The organism is Nocardioides gansuensis (genome assembly GCF_003076135.1).
GTDB lineage: Bacteria > Actinomycetota > Actinomycetes > Propionibacteriales > Nocardioidaceae > Nocardioides > Nocardioides gansuensis.
In genome coordinates this window covers 400,855-422,822 of sequence record NZ_QDGZ01000001.1, presented here as the reverse complement: position 1 = coordinate 422,822, position 21,968 = coordinate 400,855, and the positions used below count along the sequence as shown (strand labels likewise).

Below are 21,968 nucleotides of genomic sequence, written 5' to 3'. Positions count from 1 at the left end.
TCCCGTCGTCCAGTCACGCGTTCGTGAGCTCGAGACTAGGAGCGGGCGCGGTCAGGTCGCGCGGCGAAGGTGTGGAGATCCTGTGCAGATGTGCGGACCGCGCCCTGCTCAGCCGTCGTCCGCCGTCGACAGGCGGGTCAGTCGTCGTGGACGACGACCGTCTGCTCGCGGCCCGGGCCCACGCCGACGCCCCAGATGCGGGTCTTCGAGAGCTCCTCGAGCGCCTTGACGTAGGTCTGCGCGTTGGGGGGCAGCTCCGCGAAGGTGCGGCAGCCGGAGATGTCGGTCCTCCAGCCCTCGAAGAACTCGTAGACCGGCTTGGCGTGGTGGAACTCGGTCTGCGTCATCGGCATCTCGTCGACCTTCTGGCCGTCGATCTCGTAGGCCACGCAGACCGGGATCCGGTCCCAGGCGCCGAGGATGTCGAGCTTGGTCAGGAAGAGGTCGGTGAGGCCGTTGACCCGGCCGGCGTAGCGGGCGACCACGGTGTCGTACCACCCGCAGCGGCGGGTGCGGCCGGTCGAGACGCCGATCTCGCCGCCGAGCTGCTGCAGCCGGATGCCGTCGTCGTCGAACAGCTCGGTCGGGAACGGGCCGGCGCCGACGCGGGTCGTGTAGGCCTTGATCACGCCGATCACCCGGTCGATGCGCGTGGGGCCGACCCCGGAGCCGACACAGACGCCGCCGGCCACCGGGTTGGACGACGTGACGAAGGGGTAGGTGCCGTGGTCGACGTCGAGCATCGTCGCCTGGGCGCCCTCGAAGAGCACGGTCTTGCCCTCGTCGAGTGCCCGGTTGAGCAGCAGCGAGGTGTCGGCGACCATCGGCCGCAGGCGCTCGACGTACGACAGCAGCTCCTCGACCACCGCGTCCACCTGGACCGCGCGGCGGTTGTAGACCTTCGTCAGCAGGTGGTTGCGCACGTCGAGGGCGGACTCGACCTTGGCGTGGAGGATCTTCTCGTCGAAGAGGTCGGCGATCCGGACGCCGACGCGGTTGACCTTGTCGCCGTAGGCCGGGCCGATGCCGCGGCCGGTGGTGCCGATCTGGTTCTTGCCGAGGAAGCGCTCGGTGACCTTGTCGATCGTCGCGTGGTAGGACGCGATGACGTGGGCGTTGGCGCTGACCACCAGCCCGCCGAGCTCGACGCCGCGCTCGAGCAGGCCGTCCAGCTCGCGGAAAAGCGCCTCCGGCGAGACGACCACGCCGTTGGCGATGACGCTGGTCGCGCCGGGGGTCAGGATGCCGCTGGGCAGCAGGTGGGTGGCGTACTTCTCGCCGTTGACGACGATCGTGTGGCCGGCGTTGTGGCCACCGCTCGTGCGCACGACGTAGTCGATCGGCTGGTTGGTCGCCAGCTGGTCGGTCGCCTTGCCCTTGCCCTCATCGCCCCACTGGGCGCCGAGTACGACGATCGCGGGCATCGCGGCCCTCCTCGCAGAAGAAAAACAGCTCCGGCGCAAGTGCACCGGAGCTCTTGCGAACTCACGCTACCAAAGCCACGGACCACCGGGTCTCGGCTACTGTCCACGGCGTGGAACCGATGCTCGTGGTGACCAATGCCGAGGCTGGCACCGCCGACCAGGAGACCCTGGACCGGGCGGTCGCGATCCTGCGCGACGAGGCGTCGGTCGAGGTGGCCGCGACACGCAACCCCGGCGAGCTGGACGGCGTCCTGCACCGCGCCGGCACCCGGCGGATCGTGGTGGCCGGCGGCGACGGCAGCCTGCACGCCGTCGTCTCCGCGCTGCACAAGCGCCACGAGCTCGCCGACCGCACGCTCGCCCTACTGCCGACGGGCACGGGCAACGACTTCGCCCGCACCGTCGGCATCCCGCTCGAGGTGGAGGACGCGGCCCGCCTCGTGCTCGAGGGCCGGCCGCGACGGCTCGACCTGGTGGTCGACGAGACCGGCGAGATCGTCGTCAACAACGTGCACGTCGGGGCCGGGGCGCAGGCCTCCCGCAAGGGCAAGGGCTGGAAGGAGCGGCTCGGTTCGGCCGGCGTCGGCGGCGTCAACCTCGGCAAGCTCGGCTACCCGATCGGCGCCCTGCTCTCGGCCGTCCACCCGCCGCACCGGCGGCTGCGCGTGGAGGTCGACGGCACCGTGGTCAACGACTTCAGCCGGCCGCTGCTCATGGTCGCCATCGGCAACGGCGCAAGCGTCGGCGGCGGCACCGAGCTGACCCCGGAGGCGGACCCCGCGGACGGGAAGGTCGACGTGATGGTGTCGCGGGCGGTCAGCCCGCTGGCCAAGGCCGGGTACGCCGTGTCGCTGAGGCGCGGGGAGCACCACGAGCGCGACGACGTGCTCTACGTGCGAGGCTCCACCGCCACGGTGAGCGGCGAGGAGTTCTGGGTGTCGGCGGACGGGGAGATCTACGGTCCCGAGCGCAGCCGGTCGTGGCGGGTCGAGCCGGCCGCCTGGTCGCTGGTCCTGCCGGCCTAGCCGTCCTCAGATCCACCCGCGCCGCGCCGCCTCCACACCCGCCTGGAAGCGGGTGTCGGCGCCCAGCTCGACCATCAGCGCGGCGACCCGGCGGCGCACCGTGCGCAGGCTCAGCCCCAGCGTGCGGGCGATCTGCTCGTCCTTGGCGCCGGCGGCCAGCTGGCCGAGCAGCAGCCTGCGGAGGTCGGGCCGGGCCTCGCCGCGGTCCAGCGCCGGCACGGCGTGGGCGTTCTCCCAGAGCAGGTCGAAGTAGCGGATCATCAGCTGCACCAGCGCCGACTGGCGGAGCGCCATCCGCCGCTCGGTGCCGACCCCGAGCGGGTCGGGCAGCAGCCCGCGGGAGGCGCCGATGATGGCGAGCCGGGTCGGCACCTCGGGCAGCACCCGGATCTGCTCGCCGATCGAGGCCCGCCCCAGCAGCACGGCCGGCGCCTCCTGGAGGGCCGCTAGCGGATAGATCGTCCGGACCACGCGTCCCTTCCGGATGGCGTCGTTGACGACCCTGGCCATCTCCGACTCCGTGGGCAGCCTCCACTGGTCCGGCCGGAGGAAGCACAGGTCGCCGCTCGACTCCTGGATCCACTGGGCGAGCATCTGGGGGACGTTGCCCCCCTCGTAGACCTCGCCGTCGAGCGGCATCGCCCCCTGGGCCTGGGGGTCGCCTCCCCGGAGCTCGGCGAGCACCGGGAGGGCACGGGAGACCCGGGTCAGCTCCTGGGCGGCCTCGGAGACCAGCGCGGCCTGGCTCGCGACGTACCTCGACACCGCCTCGACGGGGCTCGCGACCTGCAGGATCCCGCGCTCGACCCGGACGATGTCGGTGGCGAGCAGCGGGGCGAGGTCGGCGAGCAGCTGGTCGGGCTCGACGACCAGGCTGTGGGCCACCTCGGCGACCGGACGGCCACTCCCGGGGTGCACCCGGCGGTAGAGGTCCTCCATCGCGGCCGGCAGCCCGAAGGCGGTGGCCATCGGGCGGCGACGTGGAGGCATGGTTGGCATGATAGTGCCAGTGGCAGGGAAGAGCCATGTGTCGCGGCGGCCCTCACGCAGAATGTGAACAGCACGTGAGACCAGTGGCTCCGCGGGGGTGTGCGGCTGGCGGCCCGTCAGGGCCCACGTGTCCAGGGCCTCGGAGTCGCCGCAGGGGGCGGCTCCGGGGCCCTCGTACGCCCGGCCTCCGAAGCCCGGGGATAGCCTTCGCTGCATGGCACGAGGTGGACAGCAGAGGGATCCCGTCGACTGGGTGATGCGCGCCGCGGACGACGCGGTCCGGCACGCCGGCGAGGGCAAGCCCGTCACCGTCTCCTCGGGCGCCTCTCCGTCCGGCCCGGTGCACCTGGGCAACCTGCGCGAGTTCCTCACCGTGCACTTCGTGGCCGACGAGCTGCGCCGCCGCGGCGTCGAGACCCGCCACCTGCACGTCTGGGACGACTTCGACCGCTTCCGCAAGGTGCCCGCTGGAGTGCCCGAGTCCTGGGCCGAGCACATCGGACGCCCGCTCACCGCCGTACCCGACCCGTGGGAGTGCCACGACTCCTGGGCCGCCCACTTCAAGGCTCCCCTGCGCGAGGCGCTGACCGAGCTCGGCGTCGAGATGGACGAGGTCTCCCAGACCGACCTCTACACCGCCGGCACCTACCGCGAGCCGGTGCTCGCCGCCGTCGCCGCGCGGGACGAGATCGACGCCGTGCTGGGGCGCTACCGCACGAAGAGGCCGGCAGCGCCTCCCACCGGCGACCAGCAGTCCGACCTCGACGCCCAGGAGGCTGCCGCCCTCGCGGACTCCGTGGCCGACGAGGAAGACACCGGCGACGGCGCGGGCGGCCTCGCGCGCTTCCCCTACAAGCCCTACTGCCGCGAGTGCGGCCGCGACACGGTGACCCTCACGTCGTACGACGACGCGACCACCGACCTCGCCTACACCTGCTCGTCCTGCGGCTTCACCGGTGCGACCAACCTGCGCACGGACAGCGAGGGCAAGCTGGTCTGGAAGGTCGACTGGCCCATGCGCTGGGCCTTCTACCACGTCGACTTCGAGCCGGCCGGCGCCGACCACGCGACCCCCGGCTCGTCGTTCACCGTCGGCCACGAGCTGGTGAAGTCGGTCTTCGGCGCCGACTCCGGGCCGGCGTGGTTCGGCTACGGCTTCGTCGGCTTCGCGGGCATGCAGAAGATGTCGTCGTCGTCCGGCGGCGTGCCGACCGCGTCCGACGCGCTGCGCATCCTCGAGGCGCCGATCCTGCGCTGGCTCTACGTGCGGCGCGCGCCCAAGCAGACGTTCACCATCGACTTCGGTCCCGAGGTGCAGCGGCTGTACGACGAGTGGGACGCCCTGGGTCGCAAGGCTGCCGACCCGGCCAAGCGGGACGTGGCCACGCTGGCCTGGGAGCGTGCTGCCGCCGTCGCGTCCGGCCCGCTGCCGGCCCCGGCGGTCACCGTGCCGTTCCGCACCCTGTCGTCCGTCGCCGACGTGACCGCGGGGTCGGCCGAGCAGATCAGCCGCATCATCGAGCATGTCGGCTTTCCGCACGCAAGCGTCGACGATCTCGAGCCGCGGCTCGGCAAGGCGATGGCGTGGACGTCGGAGTTCGTGCCCGAGTCGGAGCGCACGATGGTCCGCTCCACTCCCGACACCGCCCGACTGTCCTCGCTGACCGAGGACGAGGAGCTGTGGCTGCGGACCTTCCTCGACCGCCTGCCGTCCGAGCTGGAGCTGGACGAAGTGACGTCGCTGGTCTACGGCGTACCCAAGGTCGCCCTCGGGCTCGGCCTCGACGACGCGCCCACCGACCAGGTGAAGGCCGACCAGAAGGAGTTCTTCAGGCTCCTCTACAACCTGCTCGTCGGCGCCGACCGCGGCCCTCGGCTGCCCACGCTGATCGTGGCGCTCGGGACCGACACCGTGCGCAGGCTGCTGACTCCGCCGGCCTGAGCCGGGTGCGCGCCACCGCGCGCGTGCTGTAACGCGCGGTCCGATGCACTGGTGCGCCGCTGTGACGGCGCGGCAGTGTCAAGGACGGCGCGTTACAGCCTCAGGTACGCCGGTGCCCGACGTCGCCGCTTTGTCACCCGAACCTCGGGTAGCGCCGCCCCCGCAGCCTGCGCGCCTGTTCCTCGAGGAGGGCGGGCAACACGTCGCCAAAGCGACGCCGGGTGACGGCGTACTCCTCAGCCAGCCGCTTGATCGCGCGGGCGCGGGCAGGCTCGAAGAAGTCCTCCCAGTAGATGTTGCTCAGGCCGAGCCCCGGGCTGGTCACGTCGCGTTCGCGCTTGCGCTCGTCCCAGAGGACCTGCGCCGCCGCGGCCTCCGCGACGCCTCCCGCCTCGGGGGCGAGCACCTTCAGTCGCCCGTGGAACTCGAACACGTGGCAGCCCACCCGCAGGTCGCACCAACGCACCCCCCGTCGGGTGACGACGGGGAACTGCGTCTCCACCGCACCCACGCCCAGCTCTCGCACGAGGATCCGCGCCAGCGTCTCGGCGGCGTTCTCCGCTCCGATGTCGGCGTCTTCTACGACCGCCCGGGCCACAGTGATCCCGGGCCAGTGCGTCTTCACCTCCAGCTGCGCGAGGAGTTGCGCCTGCGTGCACCCGAGTCGAAGGGCGCCATCGGCGGCGACGAGCCCGGCGTCGTAGCCGTGCTCACGCGCGATGTCGATGACGGTCCTCGGGATGGACAGGACTTGCAGTCCGTGGATCTCGCACACGTCCGCCGCGTCGTACGGCGCGCCGTGGTGGCGGATGCCGAACTTCGTCCTGGATCCCAGGACTCTCTCCCGAGTGATGTGAACGTCGGCCCTGCGGGCGTCGATGAGGGGCAGCTCCTGCAGCAGCGCCGAGGAGTCGTGGCTGAAGACATGCGGCACGGTGATCGCGAGGTCGGCAGCCTTGATCCGGGCGATCGGCCGGAGGCGGAACTCGTCCCACGACGCCCACAGCGCGGCCGAGGTGTAGATGCCGCGGCGCACCGCGACGAGCTCGCCCCGTCGTACGGCTGCAGCGACCAGCCGCGGGTCGATGCCCAGCTCCCGAAGTCGTCTCGTGGTGACCAGCTCTCCGCCTTCGGCGATTGCCGCTCGCACTCGTGCGTCCATGCCGCGACGGTCGCAGGAAGGGCACAGGACCCGGAGCGGGACGCCGGCTGGTCTGTGGATGGCCTCGGACCAGAGGGGGTTGTGAATGATTGCTGGCTGCCCCCGGCTGACTTGATCCGCCTGCGCGCGAGCTGTCACGCGCTGTTTGATGCGCTGGTGCGCTGTCGTGACGGCGCGCTAGTGCCATAGACAGCGCGTTACATGAGCTCTGGGCACGCGGAGGTGTCTGAGAGGCTGGGCGCATGAACCTCCTGGCCGGCCCCCCGCCCACCCACCTGCCCGACGACCCGGCGACCACCGAGCTCGCCGGCGACGCGACCCCCGCCGACGTCGTACGCCGCCACCCCGCGTCGCCTGCCGCCTGGGCCGCGCTCGCCGAAGAGGCCCGCGAGCAGGGCGCCGACGACGTGACCGTCTACGCCTACTCCCGCGTCGGCTACCACCGCTCGCTCGACCTGCTCCGCCGCAACGGCTGGAAGGGCCACGGCCCGGTGCCGTGGGAGCACGAGGCCAACCGTGGCTTCCTGACCTGCCTCGCCATCCTGGCCCAGAGCGCCCGCGCCATCGGCGAGACCGACGAGTGGGAGCGCTGCTCGACGTTCCTGCGCGACTCCAGCCCCACGGCGTACGACACCCTCCTCGGCTGAGGCCTGTGACGTCGGCGAGCCCTCGGAGGTGAGCGCGGTCACATCTCGCTAGGGTCGTGGCCATGAGTCTCGGCAACCATCCCCCCGACCCTGTCCCGCCACCGCACGACGAGGGCCCGCCGCCCACCGACAGGCGCAAGATGGCCGCGGCCGGCGTGCTCCTGCTCATCCCCATCGTGGCGCTCGTGTGGGTGCCCAGCTACGCCCGCACCGAGCCGGAGCTGCTCGGCTTCCCCTTCTTCTTCTGGTACCAGTTCGTCTGGGTCTTCGTCTGCTCGGCGCTGACCTGGACGGCCTACAAGCTCACCCTCTCGGCCCGCCGCCGCGGAGGTGACCGATGAACGCGCAGATCTCGGTGCTCGCCACCGACACCGGCATCAACGGCATCGCCCTGACCGTGCTCATCGCCCTCTTCGGCGTCGTGACCGTGGCCGGCTTCATGGCCACCCGCTTCAAGCGCGCGGAGTCGCTGGAGTCCCTCGACGAGTGGGGGCTCGGCGGCCGCAAGTTCGGCACCTGGGTGACCTGGTTCCTGCTCGGCGGCGACCTCTACACGGCGTACACGTTCGTCGCCGTGCCCGCGGCGATGTTCGCGACCGGCGCGGTCGCGGGCTTCTTCGCGGTGCCCTACACGATCGTGCTCTACCCGATCATCTTCATCTTCATGGCCCGCCTGTGGTCGGTGAGCCACCGCCACGGCTACGTCACCACCGCCGACTTCGTCCGCGGCAGGTACGACGCGCGGTCGCTGTCGCTGGCCGTCGCGGTGACCGGCTTCGTGGCGACCATGCCCTACATCGCCCTGCAACTCGTCGGCATCCAGGCGGTGCTCGAGGTGGCCGGCCTCGGCGGCGGCGACAACGTGCTCGCCAAGGACCTGCCGCTGTTCATCGCGTTCGCGCTGCTCGCGGCCTACACCTACTCCAGCGGCCTGCGGGCGCCGGCGGTGATCGCGTTCGTCAAGGACATCCTGATCTATCTCGTCATCATCGTGGCCGTCATCTACCTGCCCGGCCAGGTCGGCGGCTGGGATGCGATCTTCGGTGCCGCGCAGGACAAGATGGCGACCGTCAACGAGGCGACCGGGAAGCCGACCGGCTCGTTCATCCCCGGGGAGGGCACCGGCTGGGCCTACGCCACGCTCGCGCTCGGCTCGGCGCTGGCACTGTTCATGTACCCGCACTCGGTGACCGCGTCGCTGAGCTCGGAGAGCCGCAACACGATCCGGCGCAACGCCGCCATCCTGCCGGCCTACTCCTTCGTGCTCGGCCTCCTCGCCCTCCTGGGCTGGGTGGCGATCGCCGCGGGCACGCAGCCGATCGGCCTCGACGGAGAGCCGAACGCGCAGCTGGTCATCCCGCAGCTGTTCGAGGACATGTTCCCGGCGTGGTTCGCCGGCGTGGCCTTCGCCGCCGTCGCGATCGGCGCGCTCGTGCCGGCCGCGATCATGTCGATCGCCGCGGCCAACACGTTCAGCCGCAACATCTACAAGGAGTGGCTCAACCCGGCCGCGACGCCGGCCCAGGAGGCGAAGGTCTCCAAGCTGATGTCGCTGATCGTGAAGGCGTTCGCGCTGGTCTTCGTGCTGACGCTCGACAAGCAGAACGCCATCAACTTCCAGCTCCTGGGCGGCATCTGGATCCTCCAGACATTCCCGGCCGTGGTGTTCAGCCTCTACACGCGCTGGTTCCACCGCTGGGGCCTGCTCGCGGGCTGGGCCGTCGGCATGGTCTACGGCACGGTGTCGGCGTACAACGTCGTCAACCCGGTCACGGGCAAGCACTTCGGCGGCTCGCTCGGTGAGATCCCGGGGCTGGGCGAGATGGGCTACATCGCGCTCACGGCGTTCGTGCTCAACCTGCTCGTCACGGTCGTGGTCACCGCGATCATGAACGCGATGAAGGTGTCCAACGGCCGCGACGAGACGATCCCGTTCGACTACTTCGCCGACAAGGACGACCCGAAGGTGCAGAAGGACCTGGTCGCGCACGCGCACCACGACCAGCCCTACGGCGACCTGGACGACATCCCGGGCAACGCCCCGCCCATCTGAGGATCGCACTCACCAGCGAAGGCCCGCTCCCGGAGGGGAGCGGGCCTTCGTCGTGTCAGGCAGTACGCCGAGGCGTCAGGCGCCGAGCGACTGGCCGGCCGAGCGCAGGTGCTCGCAGGCCTCGACGATGCGGGCGGCCATGCCGGCCTCGGCGGCCTTGCCCCAGGCGCGGGGGTCGTAGGCCTTCTTGTTGCCGACTTCCCCGTCGACCTTCAGGACACCGTCGTAGTTGGTGAACATGTGGGCCGCGACGGGGCGGGTGAAGGCGTACTGGGTGTCGGTGTCGACATTCATCTTGATGACGCCGTAGTCGACGGCCGCACCGATCTCCTCGGCGGTCGAGCCGGAGCCGCCGTGGAAGACGAGGTCGAACGGCTTCGAGTCATCCGCCAGCCCGAGCTCCTTGGCGACCGCCGCCTGGGCCTCCTTGAGGATCTCCGGGCGGAGCTTGACGTTGCCCGGCTTGTAGACGCCGTGCACGTTGCCGAAGGTCAGCGCCGTCATGTAGCGGCCCTTCTCGCCGGCACCGAGCGCGCGCACGGTGGCGAGGGCGTCCTCGGGCGTGGTGTAGAGCTGCTCGTTGATCTCGTTGGCGACGCCGTCCTCCTCACCGCCGACGACGCCGATCTCGACCTCGAGGATGATCTGCGCGGCGGCGGCCTGCTCGAGCAGCTCCTGCGCGATCTGGAGGTTCTCCTCCAGCGGCACGGCCGAGCCGTCCCACATGTGCGACTGGAACAGCGGGTCCTCGCCGCGGGCGACGCGCTCGGCGGAGGCCGCGAGCAGCGGGCGGACGAAGCCGTCCAGCTTGTCCTTGGGGCAGTGGTCGGTGTGCAGCGCGATGTTGACGGGGTAGTTCTTCGCGACCTCGGCGGCGTACGCGGCGAACGCGAGGGAGCCGGTCACCATGTCCTTGACGGTCGGGCCGGAGAGGTATTCGGCACCGCCGGTCGAGACCTGGATGATGCCGTCGGAGCCTGCGTCGGCGAAGCCCTTGAGGGCCGCGTTCAGGGTCTGGGACGAGGACACGTTGATCGCCGGGAAGGCGAAGGACTTCTCCTTCGCCGCGTCCAGCATCTGTGCATAGACGTCGGGGGTTGCGATGGGCATGGGGGAGTTCTCCTCAGCACGGGTGGAGTCTTCGCCGCCCACACTAGTGGCTACCGGCTGGTCGCGATCCGAGCGTTCGCGCTGCCGCTCCCCGGGCGACACTCGAGGTGAGCCTGGGACGTGCCGACCCGGCCGTGGCCGACTGCCGGCTTGGCCAGAACAGGTAGCTCGCACCCCCCATCCGGGCTACGCAGCATCGCCGATGTATCACGCGCCGATCCGCGCGACTCTTGTGGTTCGGACGAGCCGGCGACGGAGTGGAGAACTGCGGATGTCTGTGGTGAGCATGGAGAGGCCCGAGTGGCACACGGAGCAGCCAGCCTGGATGTCAGCGCTGTCGCCGCGCGAGGTCGAGGTCCTGGACCTGGTCGTGCGCGGCATGAGCAACGCGGAGATCGCCTGCGCCCTCTACGTGTCCCTTCCGACGGTGAAGACGCACGTGGCCCAGATCCTCCGCAAGGTCGGCGCGCGGGACCGCGTGCAACTGGTGGTGACGGCGTTCAGGTCGGGGTATGCCTGGACGACCCCGCGGGTCCCCGCACCCCGCCGCGCCCCGCACGAGACGTAGCAGCCCCACGTCGCCAAAACCGACCGACCCGTAACCCCCGGGATCGTGGCCCCGTTGGTGGCGTGACACCCCGTCCGGCCGACTGCGCCGACACCCCGTGCGTCCTCGGCCCGCACCCAGGGAGGCTTCATGCCCACCACCCCCCGCCGCCTCTCGCTCCTCGGCGGCCTCGCCTCGCTCGTCCTCACCGCCGCGGTGATGGCACAGCCCTCGGCCACCGCCGAGGAGCCCGCACCGCCCCTCGCCCCCCAGCTGGTCACGGTGGACACCCCCACCCGGGCAGCGAAGGCGGAGCTGCAGCGGCTCGGTCTCGACCTCACCGAGCACGCCGGTCACGACTACATCGAGATCATCCTCCACACCGCGGCCGAGCGCGACGCGCTGCGTGCTGCCGGCTTCACCTGGGACGTCCGGATCCCCGACCTGATCCGACGCGAGGCCGAGATCAACCAGATCGACGATGCCTACGCCGCCACGACCCTGCGGTCGAGCCTGCCCTCGGGCCGGGACCGCTATCGCAGCCTCGCCGACTACGAGACAGAGCTGCGCGGGCTGGCGGAGGCCCACCCGGGCCTGGTGCGGCTGTTGGAGCTGCCCGAGAAGACGCTGGACGGGCGCACCGTGCTCGGCGTCGAGATCGCCATCGATGTCCATGCGTTGGACGGCCGGCCGACCTTTGCCATGTTCGGCCTGCACCATGCCCGGGAGTGGCCCTCCGGCGAGCACGCCATGGAGTTCGCCCTCGACCTCGTGCAGGGCAAGGTCTCCGGGGACGCGCGGATCTCCGGGCTGCTCGAGCGCGGCCGGATGATCATCGTGCCCGTCGTCAACGCCGACGGCTTCCACCTCTCCTACACCGACGGCCAGACCGTCGACCTGCGTGTGGTCGACGGCGGCGGGACGGCGGCCATCCTCGGCACGCCGGGCAACGCCTACAAGCGGAAGAACTGCCGCGTCGTCGACGGCCAGGACACTCCGGACGGGACGTGCGCGGCGTTCAGCGCCACCAGCCCCGGCGGCTACCTCGTCGGCACGGACCTCAACCGAAACTATGGCGGCCTCTGGGGAGGACCGGGCGCGTCCGACCTTTTCGCCGACCCGACCTACCGCGGAGCGGGCCCGTTCTCGGAGCCGGAGACCCGCAACGTACGCCGCCTCATCAGCGAGCGGCAGGTCACGATGATGATCTCCAACCACACCTTCTCCAACCTCGTCCTGCGTCCCAACGGGGTCAATCCGACGACGATCGGACCGGACGGCCTGCCCGTCGGCGACGCGCCCGACGAGGAGGCCATGAAGGCGCTCGGCGCGTCGATGACGGCGCAGAACGGCTACACCAACCAGCACGGCTGGGAGCTCTACGACACCACCGGCACGACCGAGGACTGGTCCTACAACGCGACCGGCGGCTACGGCTACACCTTCGAGATCGGCCCCGACGAGTTCCACCCGCCGTTCGCCGAGGTCGTCGACGAGTACGTCGGCGCCGGGGCGTACGCCGGCAAGGGCAACCGTGAGGCCTACCTGCTCGCCTTCGAGAACGCCGTCGACCGGGCCCACCACTCGGTGATCACGGGCAAGGCGCCGATCGGCGCCACCCTGCGGCTGCGCAAGACGTTCTCCACGCCCACCTGGAGCCCCGAGAACGACTTCACCGACTCCCTCGAGAGCAGCATGGTGGTCACGGGCAAGACCTTCACGTGGGACGTCAACCCCTCGACCCGGCCGATCGTGCAGTCGCGCCTGGTCAAGCTGCTGGCGGAGGAGCCGACTCGCTCCGAGACGTTCACGGGGACGGTGACGCCGCTGGCCACAGCCGACCACGAGTTCGTGGTGACGGAGACCGACCAGGAGATCATGCAGGTCACGCTCGACTGGCCGACCCCGGACGACCTCGACCTCGAGGTCTACCGCAAGGAGGCCGACGGCAGCCTCACCAAGGTGGGCAGCTCGGGCAACTTCGTGGGTGAGAAGGAGAAGGTCACGATCAACGCCCCGACGCCCGGCACCTACGTCCTGCGCGCGATCAACTTCGCGTCCGTCTCCCCGACGTACACCCTGACCGCGGCGCTCTACGACGCCACCGAGCAGACCACCGCCCCGCTGGTGGAGGCCTACACCCTCACCTGCGAGGTCGACGGCCAGGTGCGGCAGACCGTCCCGGTCATCGTCGACCGGGGGCAGCAGGTCAAGGTCGATCTCGGGAGGTGCGCCGGCCGCCGGTGAGCCCTGGCCGGATGTAGGCGGCCGGCGGCCGTAAATCGCTGTCGCGGCCCTTCGCCGACCCCTAGGCTGTAAGGGGTCAACTGAAGGACGGTGATGTCATGGTGCCAGCTCGCGGCGGACTGGTCGCAGCAGCTCTCGCGATCGTCTACGTGGTGTGGGGCTCGACGTACCTCGGCATCAAGATCGTCGTCGAGGACGCGCCGCCCATGACGTCGATGGGTCTCCGGTTCGTCACCGCGGGACTGGTGCTGGGGATCGTGCTCTCGGTCGCCCACAGGGGCGTCGGCCGCCTCGCGCTCACCCGGCGCCAGCTCGCCGGGACGGCCTTCCTCGGCCTCACCCTGCCGCTGCTGGGCAACGGCCTTGTCTCGATCGGGGAGCAGAAGGGCGCCACGTCCGGGTACGCCGCGCTGCTCATCGCCGTGGCCCCGCTGATCATCGTGGTCTTCCGCCTGCTCGAGGGCGACATGCCACGGCCTGCGACCCTCGTCGGCGTCGCGCTCGGCTTCGTCGGCCTCGCCGTGCTCGTGGTGCTGGGTCGCGGCGCCGGTGACTTCTCGGTCGTCCCGGCCCTGATCGTGCTCTTCGCCGCGAGCTGCTGGGCCCTCGGCTCCTACGTCCAGCCACGGTTGTGGCTGCCGTCCGACCCGTTCGTGGTCGCCGTGTGGGAGATGGTGCTCGGCGGCCTGATGATGGTGGCGACCGGCATGGCCATCGGCGAGCGCTTCACCTTCGACTACCCCTCGACGACCTGGTGGGCGCTGTCCTACCTCGTCGTCTTCGGCTCGGTCGTCGGGTTCACCGCCTACGTCTGGCTCGTCGCGAACGCCCCGATCTCGCTGGTCGCGACCTACGCCTACGTCAACCCGGTCATCGCGGTCTTCCTCGGCTGGCTCATCCTCGACGAGGCGATCACCTGGCCGATCGTCGCCGGCGGCACGATCGTGGTCGCCGCCGTCGCGCTGGTCATCTCGGCGGAGCGGAAGCCCCGCGTCGTGGCGCCCGTGCTGGAGCCCGAGGTCCTCGACGCCCGCTGAGGGGTCGACCGGGTCAGCCGCGCCAGGCGGCGTCGCCCGACAGGTCGGCGTACTCCCTGATCCAGGCGTGCATCGCGATCGCCGCCGCCGCGCTGGCGTTGATCGACCGCGTGGAGCCGAACTGGGCGATCGAGAAGGTGCCGTCGCACACCTCGCGCGCCGCCTCGCTGAGTCCCGGGCCCTCTTGGCCGAAGAGGAAGCAGACGTGCCGCGGCATCGGCATCGTCTCCAGGTGGTCGCTGCCGGGGAGGTTGTCGATGCCGAGGAGGCGGACGCCGTGGTCGTGGAGGTACGCCGCGAGGTCGGCGGGGGTCGGGTGGTGCCGGATGTGCTGGTAGCGGTCCGTCACCATGGCGCCGCGCCTGTTCCACCGCCGGTTGCCGACGATGTGGACCTCGGCGGCGAGGAAGGCGTTGGCCGTGCGCACGATGGTGCCGATGTTGAAGTCGTGCTGCCAGTTCTCGATGGCGACGTGGAAGTCGTGGCGGCGGGTGTCGAGGTCGGCGACGATGGCCTCGAGCGACCAGTAGCGGTAGCGGTCGACCACGTTGCGGCGGTCACCGTGCGCGAGCAGCTCGGGGTCCCAGTGGTCGTCCTCGGGCCACGGCCCCTGCCAGGGGCCGACGCCGACCTCGGGCGGGCCGTGCGGCATCGGGTCGTAGGGCGCCCGCTCCTCGTCGTCGTGCATGCGGGCACTGTAGGAGGCGGCGGTTAGGGTGGCCGCCGTGAGCCTGCTCCTCGACCTCCAGCCGCTCCTGCTCGGGATGGACTGGATGGACCCCAACTGGTTGCTGGACCGCTTCGGCGAGGCGCTGTTCTGGCTGAGCCTGGTCATCATCTTCGTCGAGTGCGGGCTGTTCTTCCCGTTCCTCCCGGGAGACACGCTGCTCTTCGCGATGGGACTCTTCATCGCGGGCGAGCGGGTCGACGTCTTCCCCGGTGGCGAGGCCGGCGACCTGGTGGCCGCGCTGGTGCTCTTCACGATCGCCGGCATCGCGGGCAACATCGCCGGCTACGAGATCGGGAGGGCCGTCGGCACTCCGCTCTACGAGCGTGACGGGCGCATCCTCAAGCGCAAGTACTTCGAGCAGACCACCGCGTTCTTCGACAAGCACGGCAACAAGGCGCTGGTCATCGGGCGGTTCGTGCCGTTCGTACGCACCTACGTCACGGTCGTGGCCGGGGTCGGACGGATGGACCGCGGCCGCTTCATCCTCTGGAGTCTCGTCGGGGCCGTCTTCTGGGTCCTCAGCATCACCCTGCTCGGCTTCTTCCTCGGCGCGGCCTTCCCCTCGCTCGGCGAGCAGATAGACAAGCTGATCATCGTCATCCTCGTGTTCTCGCTGATGCCGATCGCCTGGGAGTGGTGGCGCCACAAGCGGACCAACGCCCCCGAGGCCGACGACCGCGACCAGGACGGCCGGCCCGACCGCGACATCGCCGGCCAGGACGTGCCGCCGCGCGGCTGAGGCCTGCGCGGGCGCATGCCCCGGTCCGGTCTGGGTTATCCCAGGCCATGCCCCCCCGACGTGGTGCGGCTCGGGGTCAGGCTTCCGAGACCTCGTCTCCAGGGTCGACCTCGATCAGCTCGCCGACCCGCTCACCGAGGATCCCGTTGGCCTGCGCACACAGCCCGCTGTCTGTCACCAGGGTGTCCGCCTCGCCCAGGCCGGCGATCGAGCTGAGGCCGACGATGCCCCACTTGCTGGAGTCGGCGAGCACGACCAGGTTGCGGGCCGCCCGCACCAGCGCCCGGTTGATCTCGGCCTCGAGCAGGTTGGGCGTGCTGAAGCCCGCCGCCGGCTCCATGCCGTGCACCCCCAGGAAGAAGGCGTCCAGGTGCAGGGAGGCGACCGCCGAGACGGCGAGCGGGCCTACCAGTGCGTCGGACGGGGTCCGCATGCCCCCGGTGAGCAGGACGTTGGCGCCCTCGGTGCCGGACCGGTGCAGCACGTCCGAGACCCACACCGAGTTGGTGACGACCGTGAGCCCGGGAATGGTGACGAGGTGGCGCGCGAAGGCGTGCGTGGTCGTGCCGGCCGACACGGCGATGGCCGAGCCCGGGCGCACCAGCTCGGCCGCGCGCCGGGCGATGGCCTCCTTCTCGGCGAGCCTCAGTCTCGACTTGACCTCGAACGTCGGCTCGAGGCTGGCCGGCTCCGTGACCGCCGTGGCCCCGCCGTGGACCTTCGCCAGCAGCCCGTCGCGCTGGAGCTGCTGCAGGTCGCGGCGCACCGTCATGTCGGAGACACCCAGCAGGCGCACGAGGTCGCTCACCCGGACCGTCCCGTCGCGGTTGAGCTCGTTGATGATCATCGCGCGCCGCTGTGCCGCGAGCACTCAGTCGCTCCTGACCACGGCCACGCCGCCCGCGTCGACGCGCAGCATGGGCCCGACGGCCTCGTCGGTCACCAGGTCGTGGCCGGCCATCGGAAGGGTCACGGGCTGGTCGGTGTGGTTGATGACGAAGTCCCACGACCGCCCCTCGTCACCGACGCGTCGTACCACCTCGACGCCCGGGCCGGTGGGGGCCACGGCCGAGACCTGCGCCTCGTCGAGGAGCCGGTCCACCAGCGTGCCGGCGGAGGACTCGGTGAGGTGCGTCGCGACGTACCACGCGGCACCCTCGCCGACCGCCCGACGGGTGATCGCGGGCGCGCCGGGGACGGGTCCGTCGGAGTACGACGCGACCGCCTCAGCGCCTTCGAGCCGCAGGTCCTCGGCCCAGATCCGGCCGACACCGCCGTCGTCGAGGTGCACCCGCTCACCCTCCCGCAGCGGGGTGAACTCCTCGGTCACGACTCCCAACAGATCCCGGAACGCACCCGGGTAGCCCCCCAGTCGCACGTGGTCGCGCTCGTCGACGATGCCGCTGAAGTAGGTGACCAGCACCGTGGCACCGGCCTCGGCCGCCGCGGCGATGCTCGCGGCGTGCTCGTCCGTGACGAGGTAGAGGGTCGGGACGACCACCAGCCGGTACGCCGCCAGGTCGGCGGACGGGTGCACGACGTCCACGCCCACCCCGCGATCGACCAGGGCACGGTGCAGGTCGCGTGCCTGGGCGAGGTACTGCACGTCGACGCTGGGATGGGAGTCCAGCTCGCTGGCCCACCACGACTCCCAGTCGAAGAGGATCGCGACGTCGTTGTGCGAGACGGCGCCGGCCACCTCGTCGAGCCGGTCGAGGAGGGCACCGAGCTCGCACACCTCGCGCCAGAGCCGGGTGTCCGTGCCGGCGTGAGGCACCAGGCCCGAGTGGAACTTCTCGGCCCCCGCGCGCGACGCCCGCCACTGGAAGAACAAGATCCCGTCACCGCCCCGCGCCAGGTGGCCGAGGGCCGCGCGGCGCAGCTCACCGGGACGCTTCGCCACGTTGCGCGGCTGCCAGTTGACGGCCGACGTCGACGTCTCCATCAGCAGCCACGGCCGGCCACCAGCGATCCCGCGCGTCAGGTCGGCGCTGAAGGCGAGCTCCTGGTGGTTCCAGGGGTCGGCGGCGATCAGGTAGTGGTCGTTGGAGACGATGTCCACCTCGCGGCCCCACCGGAAGTAGTCCATCTGCCGGATGTGCTCGCTGACCATGAAGTTCGTGGTCACGGGGATACCCGGTGACAGCTCGTGGAGCACGTCGCGCTCGGCGGTGAAGAGCCCCAGCAGCTCGTCGGAGGAGAACCGCTGGAAGTCCAGGCGCTGGGTGGGGTTGGCCGTGGCGGGGGTCACCCGGGGCGGCAGGATCTCGTCCCAGTCGCCGTACCGCTGCGACCAGAACGCGGTGCCCCACGCGTCGTTGAGCGTCTCGAGGTCGCCGTACCGACCGCGTAGCCACCCCCGGAAGGCGGCGGCGCTGGTGTCGCAGTAGCAGAGCGCGTTGTGACAGCCGATCTCGTTGCTGACGTGCCACAGCACGACTGCGGGGTGCTCGGCGTACCTGGTGGCCATCTGTCGGCACAGGGCGAGCGCGTGCTCGCGGTAGACCGGCGAGCTGGGGCAGTACGCCTGCCGCCCTCCTGGCCACAAGGTGGTCCCGTCCTCGGTCACGGGGAGCATCTCCGGGTGCGCCCGGGTGAGCCACGGCGGGGGTGAGGCGGTGGCCGTGGCGAGGTCGACCTGCACGCCTGCGGCAAGGAGGCCGTCGAGCACGTCGTCCAGCCACCCGAAGTCCCAGGTGTCGGGCGTGGGCTGCAGCAGCGCCCAGGAGAACACCCCGACCGTGACGAGGTCGACGCCCGCGTGCCCCATCAGCTTGACGTCCTCGGCCCACACGTCGCGGGGCCACTGCTCAGGGTTGTAGTCGCCGCCGAAGGGGATGCCGGCCCACGCGGTAGTCATGGCGATCACAGTGGTGCGTCGCCTCCGGGCTAGTCAACAGGTTGCTCATCGCTTTCTGTCGGATCTTGTTGATTGAGGTCGACTTCGTTATCAGATCGACCCGATGTGACGGTTGACACATGCGAATCCCCCCCACCAAGATGCCGGAACGCGTTGGATTCTGTTCCTTATTCGGAGGCAGTCATGTCGAGTCGCACCCCCCGCCCCCCCTCGATCCCCGGCTCGGCGATGGTCACCGCCCAGGCCTCACGACGTTCAGTGCTGCGGGCCCTCGGCCTCGGCAGCCTGGCGCTCTCCAGCGGCTCGCTGCTCGCCGCGTGCGGTGGCGACTCCGGCGGTGGCCCGGCGAGTGGTGAGGGCGCCACGGTGAAGTTCGGCATCAACGAGGCCCAGGGCTCGGGGCCGGCGTACGACCGCCTCAAGGCCATGGCCGACGCCTACGCCAAGGAGACCGGCACCGAGGTCTCGCTCAACGCGGTCGACCACAACACCTTCCAGGAGAGCATCAACACCTACCTCCAGGGCACGCCGGACGACGTCTTCACCTGGTTCGCCGGCTTCCGGATGGCCCAGTTCGCGGAGAGCGGCCTCATCACGGACTTGAGCGACGTCTGGCCGATCGACGGGCTCGACGACGCGTTCAAGCAGGCGTCCACGGCCCCCGACGGCAAGCAGTACTTCGTCCCGGTCAGCTACTACCCGTGGGCCGTGTTCTACCGGAAGTCCGTCTTCGAGAAGAACGGCTGGGCGGCTCCCGAGACCAAGGACGACTTCTTCGCCCTCATGGACGACATGCAGGGCAAGAACATCACCCCCTTCGCCTTCGGCGACAAGGACGGCTGGCCGGCCATGGGCACCTTCGACATCCTCAACATGCGTCTCAACGGCTTCGACTTCCACATGGCCCTGATGGCCGGTGACGAGGCCTGGGACGGTGACGAGGTCAAGCTGGTGTTCGAGACCTGGCGCGACCTGCTCCCCTACCACCAGGCCGACCCGCTCGGCCGCACCTGGCAGGAGGCAGCCACCTCGATGGGCAACGGCGACTGCGGCATGTACCTCCTGGGCACTTTCGTGGTCGACGCCATCGCCGACGTCGGTGACGACCTGGACTTCTTCACCTTTCCCGCGCTGGACGACACCATCGGGGCGGACGCGCTCGACGCGCCCATCGACGGCTTCTGCGTGGCAGCCGCCGGCCAGAACCAAGACGCCGCCAAGGAAATGGTCAAGTGGCTCGGCTCCGCGGCCGCCGCCGACGCGGCCAACAACGGCGCCGACGCCCCGTTCATCGCCGCGAACTCCGAGGCCAGCACCAGCACCTACACCGACCTGCAGAAGAAGTCGGTGGAGGTCGTCTCGGCCGCGTCGAACATCGCCCAGTTCATGGACCGCGACACCAACGCCGACTTCGCCAACACCGTGATGGTCCCCTCGATCCAGGAGTTCCTGAAGAACCCCGACGACATCGACGGCCTGACGTCGAGCATCCAGCAGCAGGCGAACTCAATCCTCGGCTGACGGCCGGAGACGAGATCATGGCGACGACCACGACCACGAAGAAGGCCGCCAAGCCGTCCGGGAGGCGGCGCGAGACAAGCCTGTCGACGCGAGACCGGCTGGTCGTGATCACCATGGTGGCCATCCCCACGATCCTGGTCGTGGGGCTGGTCTGGCTGCCGGCGCTCGGCTCGGTGTACCTGTCCTTCACGAAGTGGAACGGCTTCGGGGGTCTCGACACCATCGAATGGGTGGGCCTGCAGAACTACAAGGACATCGCCACGATCTACCCGCCGTTCTGGCCGGCCATCCGGCACAACCTGATCTGGCTCGTCTTCCTCTTCGTGTTCCCCACGATGCTGGGCATGCTGCTGGCCGTCGTGCTCGATCGGGAGATGCGGGGCGGGCGGTTCTACCAGACGGCGTTCTACATGCCGGTCGTGCTGTCGCTCGCCCTCATCGGCTTCATCTGGCAGCTGTTCTACTCGCGGGACCAGGGCCTGCTCAACCAGGTCTTCAACTCCGAGGTCGACTGGTACGGCGATCCCAGCATCAACTTGTGGGCGGTGCTCGTCGCAACCGCGTGGCGCCACACCGGCTACATCATGCTCATCTACCTGGCGGGGCTGAAGGGCGTCGACGCCACCCTGCGGGAGGCCGCCTCCGTCGACGGTGCCACAGAGGTCAAGACGTTCTTCCACGTCGTCTTCCCGGTGATGCGCCCGATCAACATGATCGTCCTGGTCATCGTGGTGATCGAGTCGCTGCGCGCCTTCGACCTGGTGTGGGTGATCAACAAGGGCCGCAACGGCCTGGAGATCATCGCCGCCCTGGTCAGCCAGAACGTCATCGGCGAGGCGACGCGCTACGGCTTCGGCTCAGCGCTGGCCGTGATCATGATGCTGATCTCGTCGGTGTTCATCACGCTCTACCTGCGCATCGTCTTCCGTGAGGAGCGAAACCCATGAGCATCGAGACCCCCACCGCGCCCGTGCCCTCCAGGACGGCGACACCGGCCGCGCGGACCGAGGGCGGGGCGATGAGCCGTCCCCGAGGCACGGTGGCGACGGTGGTGGTCGCGATCCTCGCGCTCGTGTGGCTGTTCCCGCTGGCGTGGGCGCTGCTCAACTCGTTCCGCGACTACGGCTACACGCAGGCCAACGGCTACCTGTCCTTCGGCGGATGGACGTTGGACAACTACCGCCAGTCGTGGGAGCAGGGCCGTTTCGGCCTGCACTTCAAGAACTCGGTGATCATCACCGTCCCCGCGGTGCTGCTGACCCTGTGGCTCTCGTCCATGGTGGCCTTCGTGCTGGCCCGCTTCAGCTACCGCTTCAACCTCACGCTGCTCGGGATCTTCCTCGCCGCCAACCTGCTGCCCCCGCAGGCGCTGCTGATCCCGGTGTTCCGGCTCTTCCGGGAGATCCCGCTGCCCCTCTTCATGTCGGACAGCGGCTCCATGCTCAACAGCTTCTGGTCCCTGATCCTGGTCAACACGGCGTTCCAGATGGGCTTCTGCACCTTCGTGCTCAGCAATTACATGAAGACACTGCCCCACGAGATCTACGAGTCCGCCATGCTCGACGGCGCCAGCGTGTGGCGGCAGTACTGGCAGCTGACCATGCCGCTGGTGCGCCCGGCGCTGGCGGCGCTCGCCACGCTGCAGGTCACCTGGGTCTACAACGAGTTCTTCTGGGCCACGGTGCTCCTGCAGCAGGGCGACAAGTTCCCGATCACGTCGGCGCTCAACAACCTGCGTGGCCAGTTCTTCACCGACACCAACCTGGTCGCGGCCGGCTCGGTGGTCGTCGCCCTGCCCGTGCTGGTGGTCTTCTTCGCGCTCCAGAAGCAGTTCGTGTCCGGCCTGACGCTCGGGTCGACCAAGGGCTGAGCCGAGGACAGCGGGGTCACCACACCAGGCAGGGACGCCTCGGGTCTCGATACGCTCGCTGGCG

At 70.2% G+C, this 21,968-nt stretch carries 19 protein-coding genes; 12 read left to right on the top strand and 7 right to left on the bottom strand.

What is annotated here, in order from left to right:
- Positions 1–137: 137 nt before the first annotated feature.
- Positions 138–1,424, bottom strand: coding sequence for an adenylosuccinate synthase (locus tag DDE18_RS01940; protein WP_116570533.1), 1,287 nt, complete (start codon positions 1,422–1,424; stop codon positions 138–140).
- A 119-nt stretch (positions 1,425–1,543) separates the two neighbouring features.
- Here DDE18_RS01940 and DDE18_RS01935 point away from each other — a divergent pair, with 119 nt between their 5' ends.
- The gene (locus DDE18_RS01935) at positions 1,544–2,449 is read left to right on the top strand and encodes a diacylglycerol/lipid kinase family protein (protein WP_245916440.1); all 906 of its coding nucleotides are present in this window, start codon (positions 1,544–1,546) and stop codon (positions 2,447–2,449) included.
- Between the two features lie 6 nt (positions 2,450–2,455).
- Here DDE18_RS01935 and DDE18_RS01930 read toward each other — a convergent pair whose 3' ends face one another.
- Entirely contained in the window at positions 2,456–3,439 is a 984-nt protein-coding gene (locus tag DDE18_RS01930) for a helix-turn-helix transcriptional regulator (protein WP_133241127.1), read from the bottom strand.
- A 214-nt stretch (positions 3,440–3,653) separates the two neighbouring features.
- On the opposite strand from DDE18_RS01930, the gene lysS reads away from it, so the two are divergent.
- The gene (lysS, locus tag DDE18_RS01925) at positions 3,654–5,381 is read left to right on the top strand and encodes a lysine--tRNA ligase (RefSeq protein WP_116570531.1); all 1,728 of its coding nucleotides are present in this window, start codon (positions 3,654–3,656) and stop codon (positions 5,379–5,381) included.
- A 133-nt stretch (positions 5,382–5,514) separates the two neighbouring features.
- Here the strand turns inward: lysS and DDE18_RS01920 are convergent, their stop codons facing one another.
- Positions 5,515–6,543, bottom strand: coding sequence for a type IV toxin-antitoxin system AbiEi family antitoxin domain-containing protein (locus tag DDE18_RS01920; RefSeq protein WP_116570530.1), 1,029 nt, complete (start codon positions 6,541–6,543; stop codon positions 5,515–5,517).
- Between the two features lie 242 nt (positions 6,544–6,785).
- On the opposite strand from DDE18_RS01920, the gene DDE18_RS01915 reads away from it, so the two are divergent.
- From DDE18_RS01915 to mctP, 3 genes are all read left to right on the top strand, one after another.
- The gene (locus DDE18_RS01915) at positions 6,786–7,190 is read left to right on the top strand and encodes a DUF3151 domain-containing protein (RefSeq protein WP_116570529.1); all 405 of its coding nucleotides are present in this window, start codon (positions 6,786–6,788) and stop codon (positions 7,188–7,190) included.
- A gap of 62 nt (positions 7,191–7,252) precedes the next feature.
- Complete coding sequence (locus DDE18_RS01910; RefSeq protein WP_245916391.1) at positions 7,253–7,531, top strand: DUF3311 domain-containing protein; 279 nt, start codon at positions 7,253–7,255, stop codon at positions 7,529–7,531.
- Positions 7,528–9,243 carry a monocarboxylate uptake permease MctP gene (mctP, locus tag DDE18_RS01905; protein ID WP_116570528.1) on the top strand — a complete coding sequence of 572 codons (1,716 nt, stop codon included), beginning with the start codon at positions 7,528–7,530 and terminating at the stop codon, positions 9,241–9,243. The genes DDE18_RS01910 and mctP overlap by 4 nt, the downstream gene beginning before the upstream one ends.
- A 75-nt stretch (positions 9,244–9,318) precedes the next feature.
- Here mctP and fbaA read toward each other — a convergent pair whose 3' ends face one another.
- A complete protein-coding gene (gene fbaA / locus DDE18_RS01900) occupies positions 9,319–10,353 on the bottom strand; it encodes a class II fructose-bisphosphate aldolase (RefSeq protein WP_116570979.1) in 1,035 nt (344 codons plus the stop codon).
- 286 nt (positions 10,354–10,639) lie between these two features.
- Between fbaA and DDE18_RS23540 the strand changes: the two genes are divergently transcribed.
- The 3 genes from DDE18_RS23540 to DDE18_RS01885 all read left to right on the top strand — a co-directional run bounded on the left by DDE18_RS23540 (position 10,640) and on the right by DDE18_RS01885 (position 14,184).
- Positions 10,640–10,921 (top strand): response regulator transcription factor, encoded by a 282-nt coding sequence (locus DDE18_RS23540; RefSeq protein ID WP_245916439.1) that lies wholly within the window; start codon positions 10,640–10,642, stop codon positions 10,919–10,921.
- A 129-nt stretch (positions 10,922–11,050) separates the two neighbouring features.
- Positions 11,051–13,147 carry a M14 family zinc carboxypeptidase gene (locus DDE18_RS01890; protein WP_116570526.1) on the top strand — a complete coding sequence of 699 codons (2,097 nt, stop codon included), beginning with the start codon at positions 11,051–11,053 and terminating at the stop codon, positions 13,145–13,147.
- A gap of 98 nt (positions 13,148–13,245) precedes the next feature.
- Positions 13,246–14,184 carry an EamA family transporter gene (locus DDE18_RS01885; protein WP_116570525.1) on the top strand — a complete coding sequence of 313 codons (939 nt, stop codon included), beginning with the start codon at positions 13,246–13,248 and terminating at the stop codon, positions 14,182–14,184.
- A 13-nt stretch (positions 14,185–14,197) separates the two neighbouring features.
- Here DDE18_RS01885 and DDE18_RS01880 read toward each other — a convergent pair whose 3' ends face one another.
- Positions 14,198–14,872 carry a TrmH family RNA methyltransferase gene (locus tag DDE18_RS01880; RefSeq protein WP_245916390.1) on the bottom strand — a complete coding sequence of 225 codons (675 nt, stop codon included), beginning with the start codon at positions 14,870–14,872 and terminating at the stop codon, positions 14,198–14,200.
- 37 nt (positions 14,873–14,909) lie between these two features.
- Between DDE18_RS01880 and DDE18_RS01875 the strand changes: the two genes are divergently transcribed.
- The gene (locus tag DDE18_RS01875) at positions 14,910–15,653 is read left to right on the top strand and encodes a DedA family protein (protein WP_245916389.1); all 744 of its coding nucleotides are present in this window, start codon (positions 14,910–14,912) and stop codon (positions 15,651–15,653) included.
- A 76-nt stretch (positions 15,654–15,729) separates the two neighbouring features.
- On the opposite strand, the gene DDE18_RS01870 is transcribed toward DDE18_RS01875, so the two are convergent.
- Positions 15,730–16,524: a DeoR/GlpR family DNA-binding transcription regulator gene (locus DDE18_RS01870; protein WP_245916388.1), complete on the bottom strand. Its 795-nt coding sequence runs from the start codon at positions 16,522–16,524 to the stop codon at positions 15,730–15,732.
- Positions 16,525–18,513, bottom strand: coding sequence for a beta-galactosidase (locus tag DDE18_RS01865; RefSeq protein WP_116570524.1), 1,989 nt, complete (start codon positions 18,511–18,513; stop codon positions 16,525–16,527). It abuts the gene before it with no gap.
- Positions 18,514–18,696: 183 nt separating this feature from the next.
- On the opposite strand from DDE18_RS01865, the gene DDE18_RS01860 reads away from it, so the two are divergent.
- Genes DDE18_RS01860 through DDE18_RS01850 form a run of 3 tightly spaced genes read left to right on the top strand, consistent with a single transcriptional unit; the run spans position 18,697 to position 21,904 of the window.
- The gene (locus tag DDE18_RS01860) at positions 18,697–20,034 is read left to right on the top strand and encodes an ABC transporter substrate-binding protein (RefSeq protein WP_211754365.1); all 1,338 of its coding nucleotides are present in this window, start codon (positions 18,697–18,699) and stop codon (positions 20,032–20,034) included.
- A 17-nt stretch (positions 20,035–20,051) separates the two neighbouring features.
- On the top strand, positions 20,052–20,981 hold the full coding sequence (locus DDE18_RS01855) for a carbohydrate ABC transporter permease (RefSeq protein ID WP_116570523.1): 930 nt from the start codon (positions 20,052–20,054) through the stop codon (positions 20,979–20,981).
- Positions 20,978–21,904 carry a carbohydrate ABC transporter permease gene (locus DDE18_RS01850; protein WP_170313254.1) on the top strand — a complete coding sequence of 309 codons (927 nt, stop codon included), beginning with the start codon at positions 20,978–20,980 and terminating at the stop codon, positions 21,902–21,904. The genes DDE18_RS01855 and DDE18_RS01850 overlap by 4 nt, the downstream gene beginning before the upstream one ends.
- The last annotated feature ends 64 nt before the right edge of the window (positions 21,905–21,968 follow it).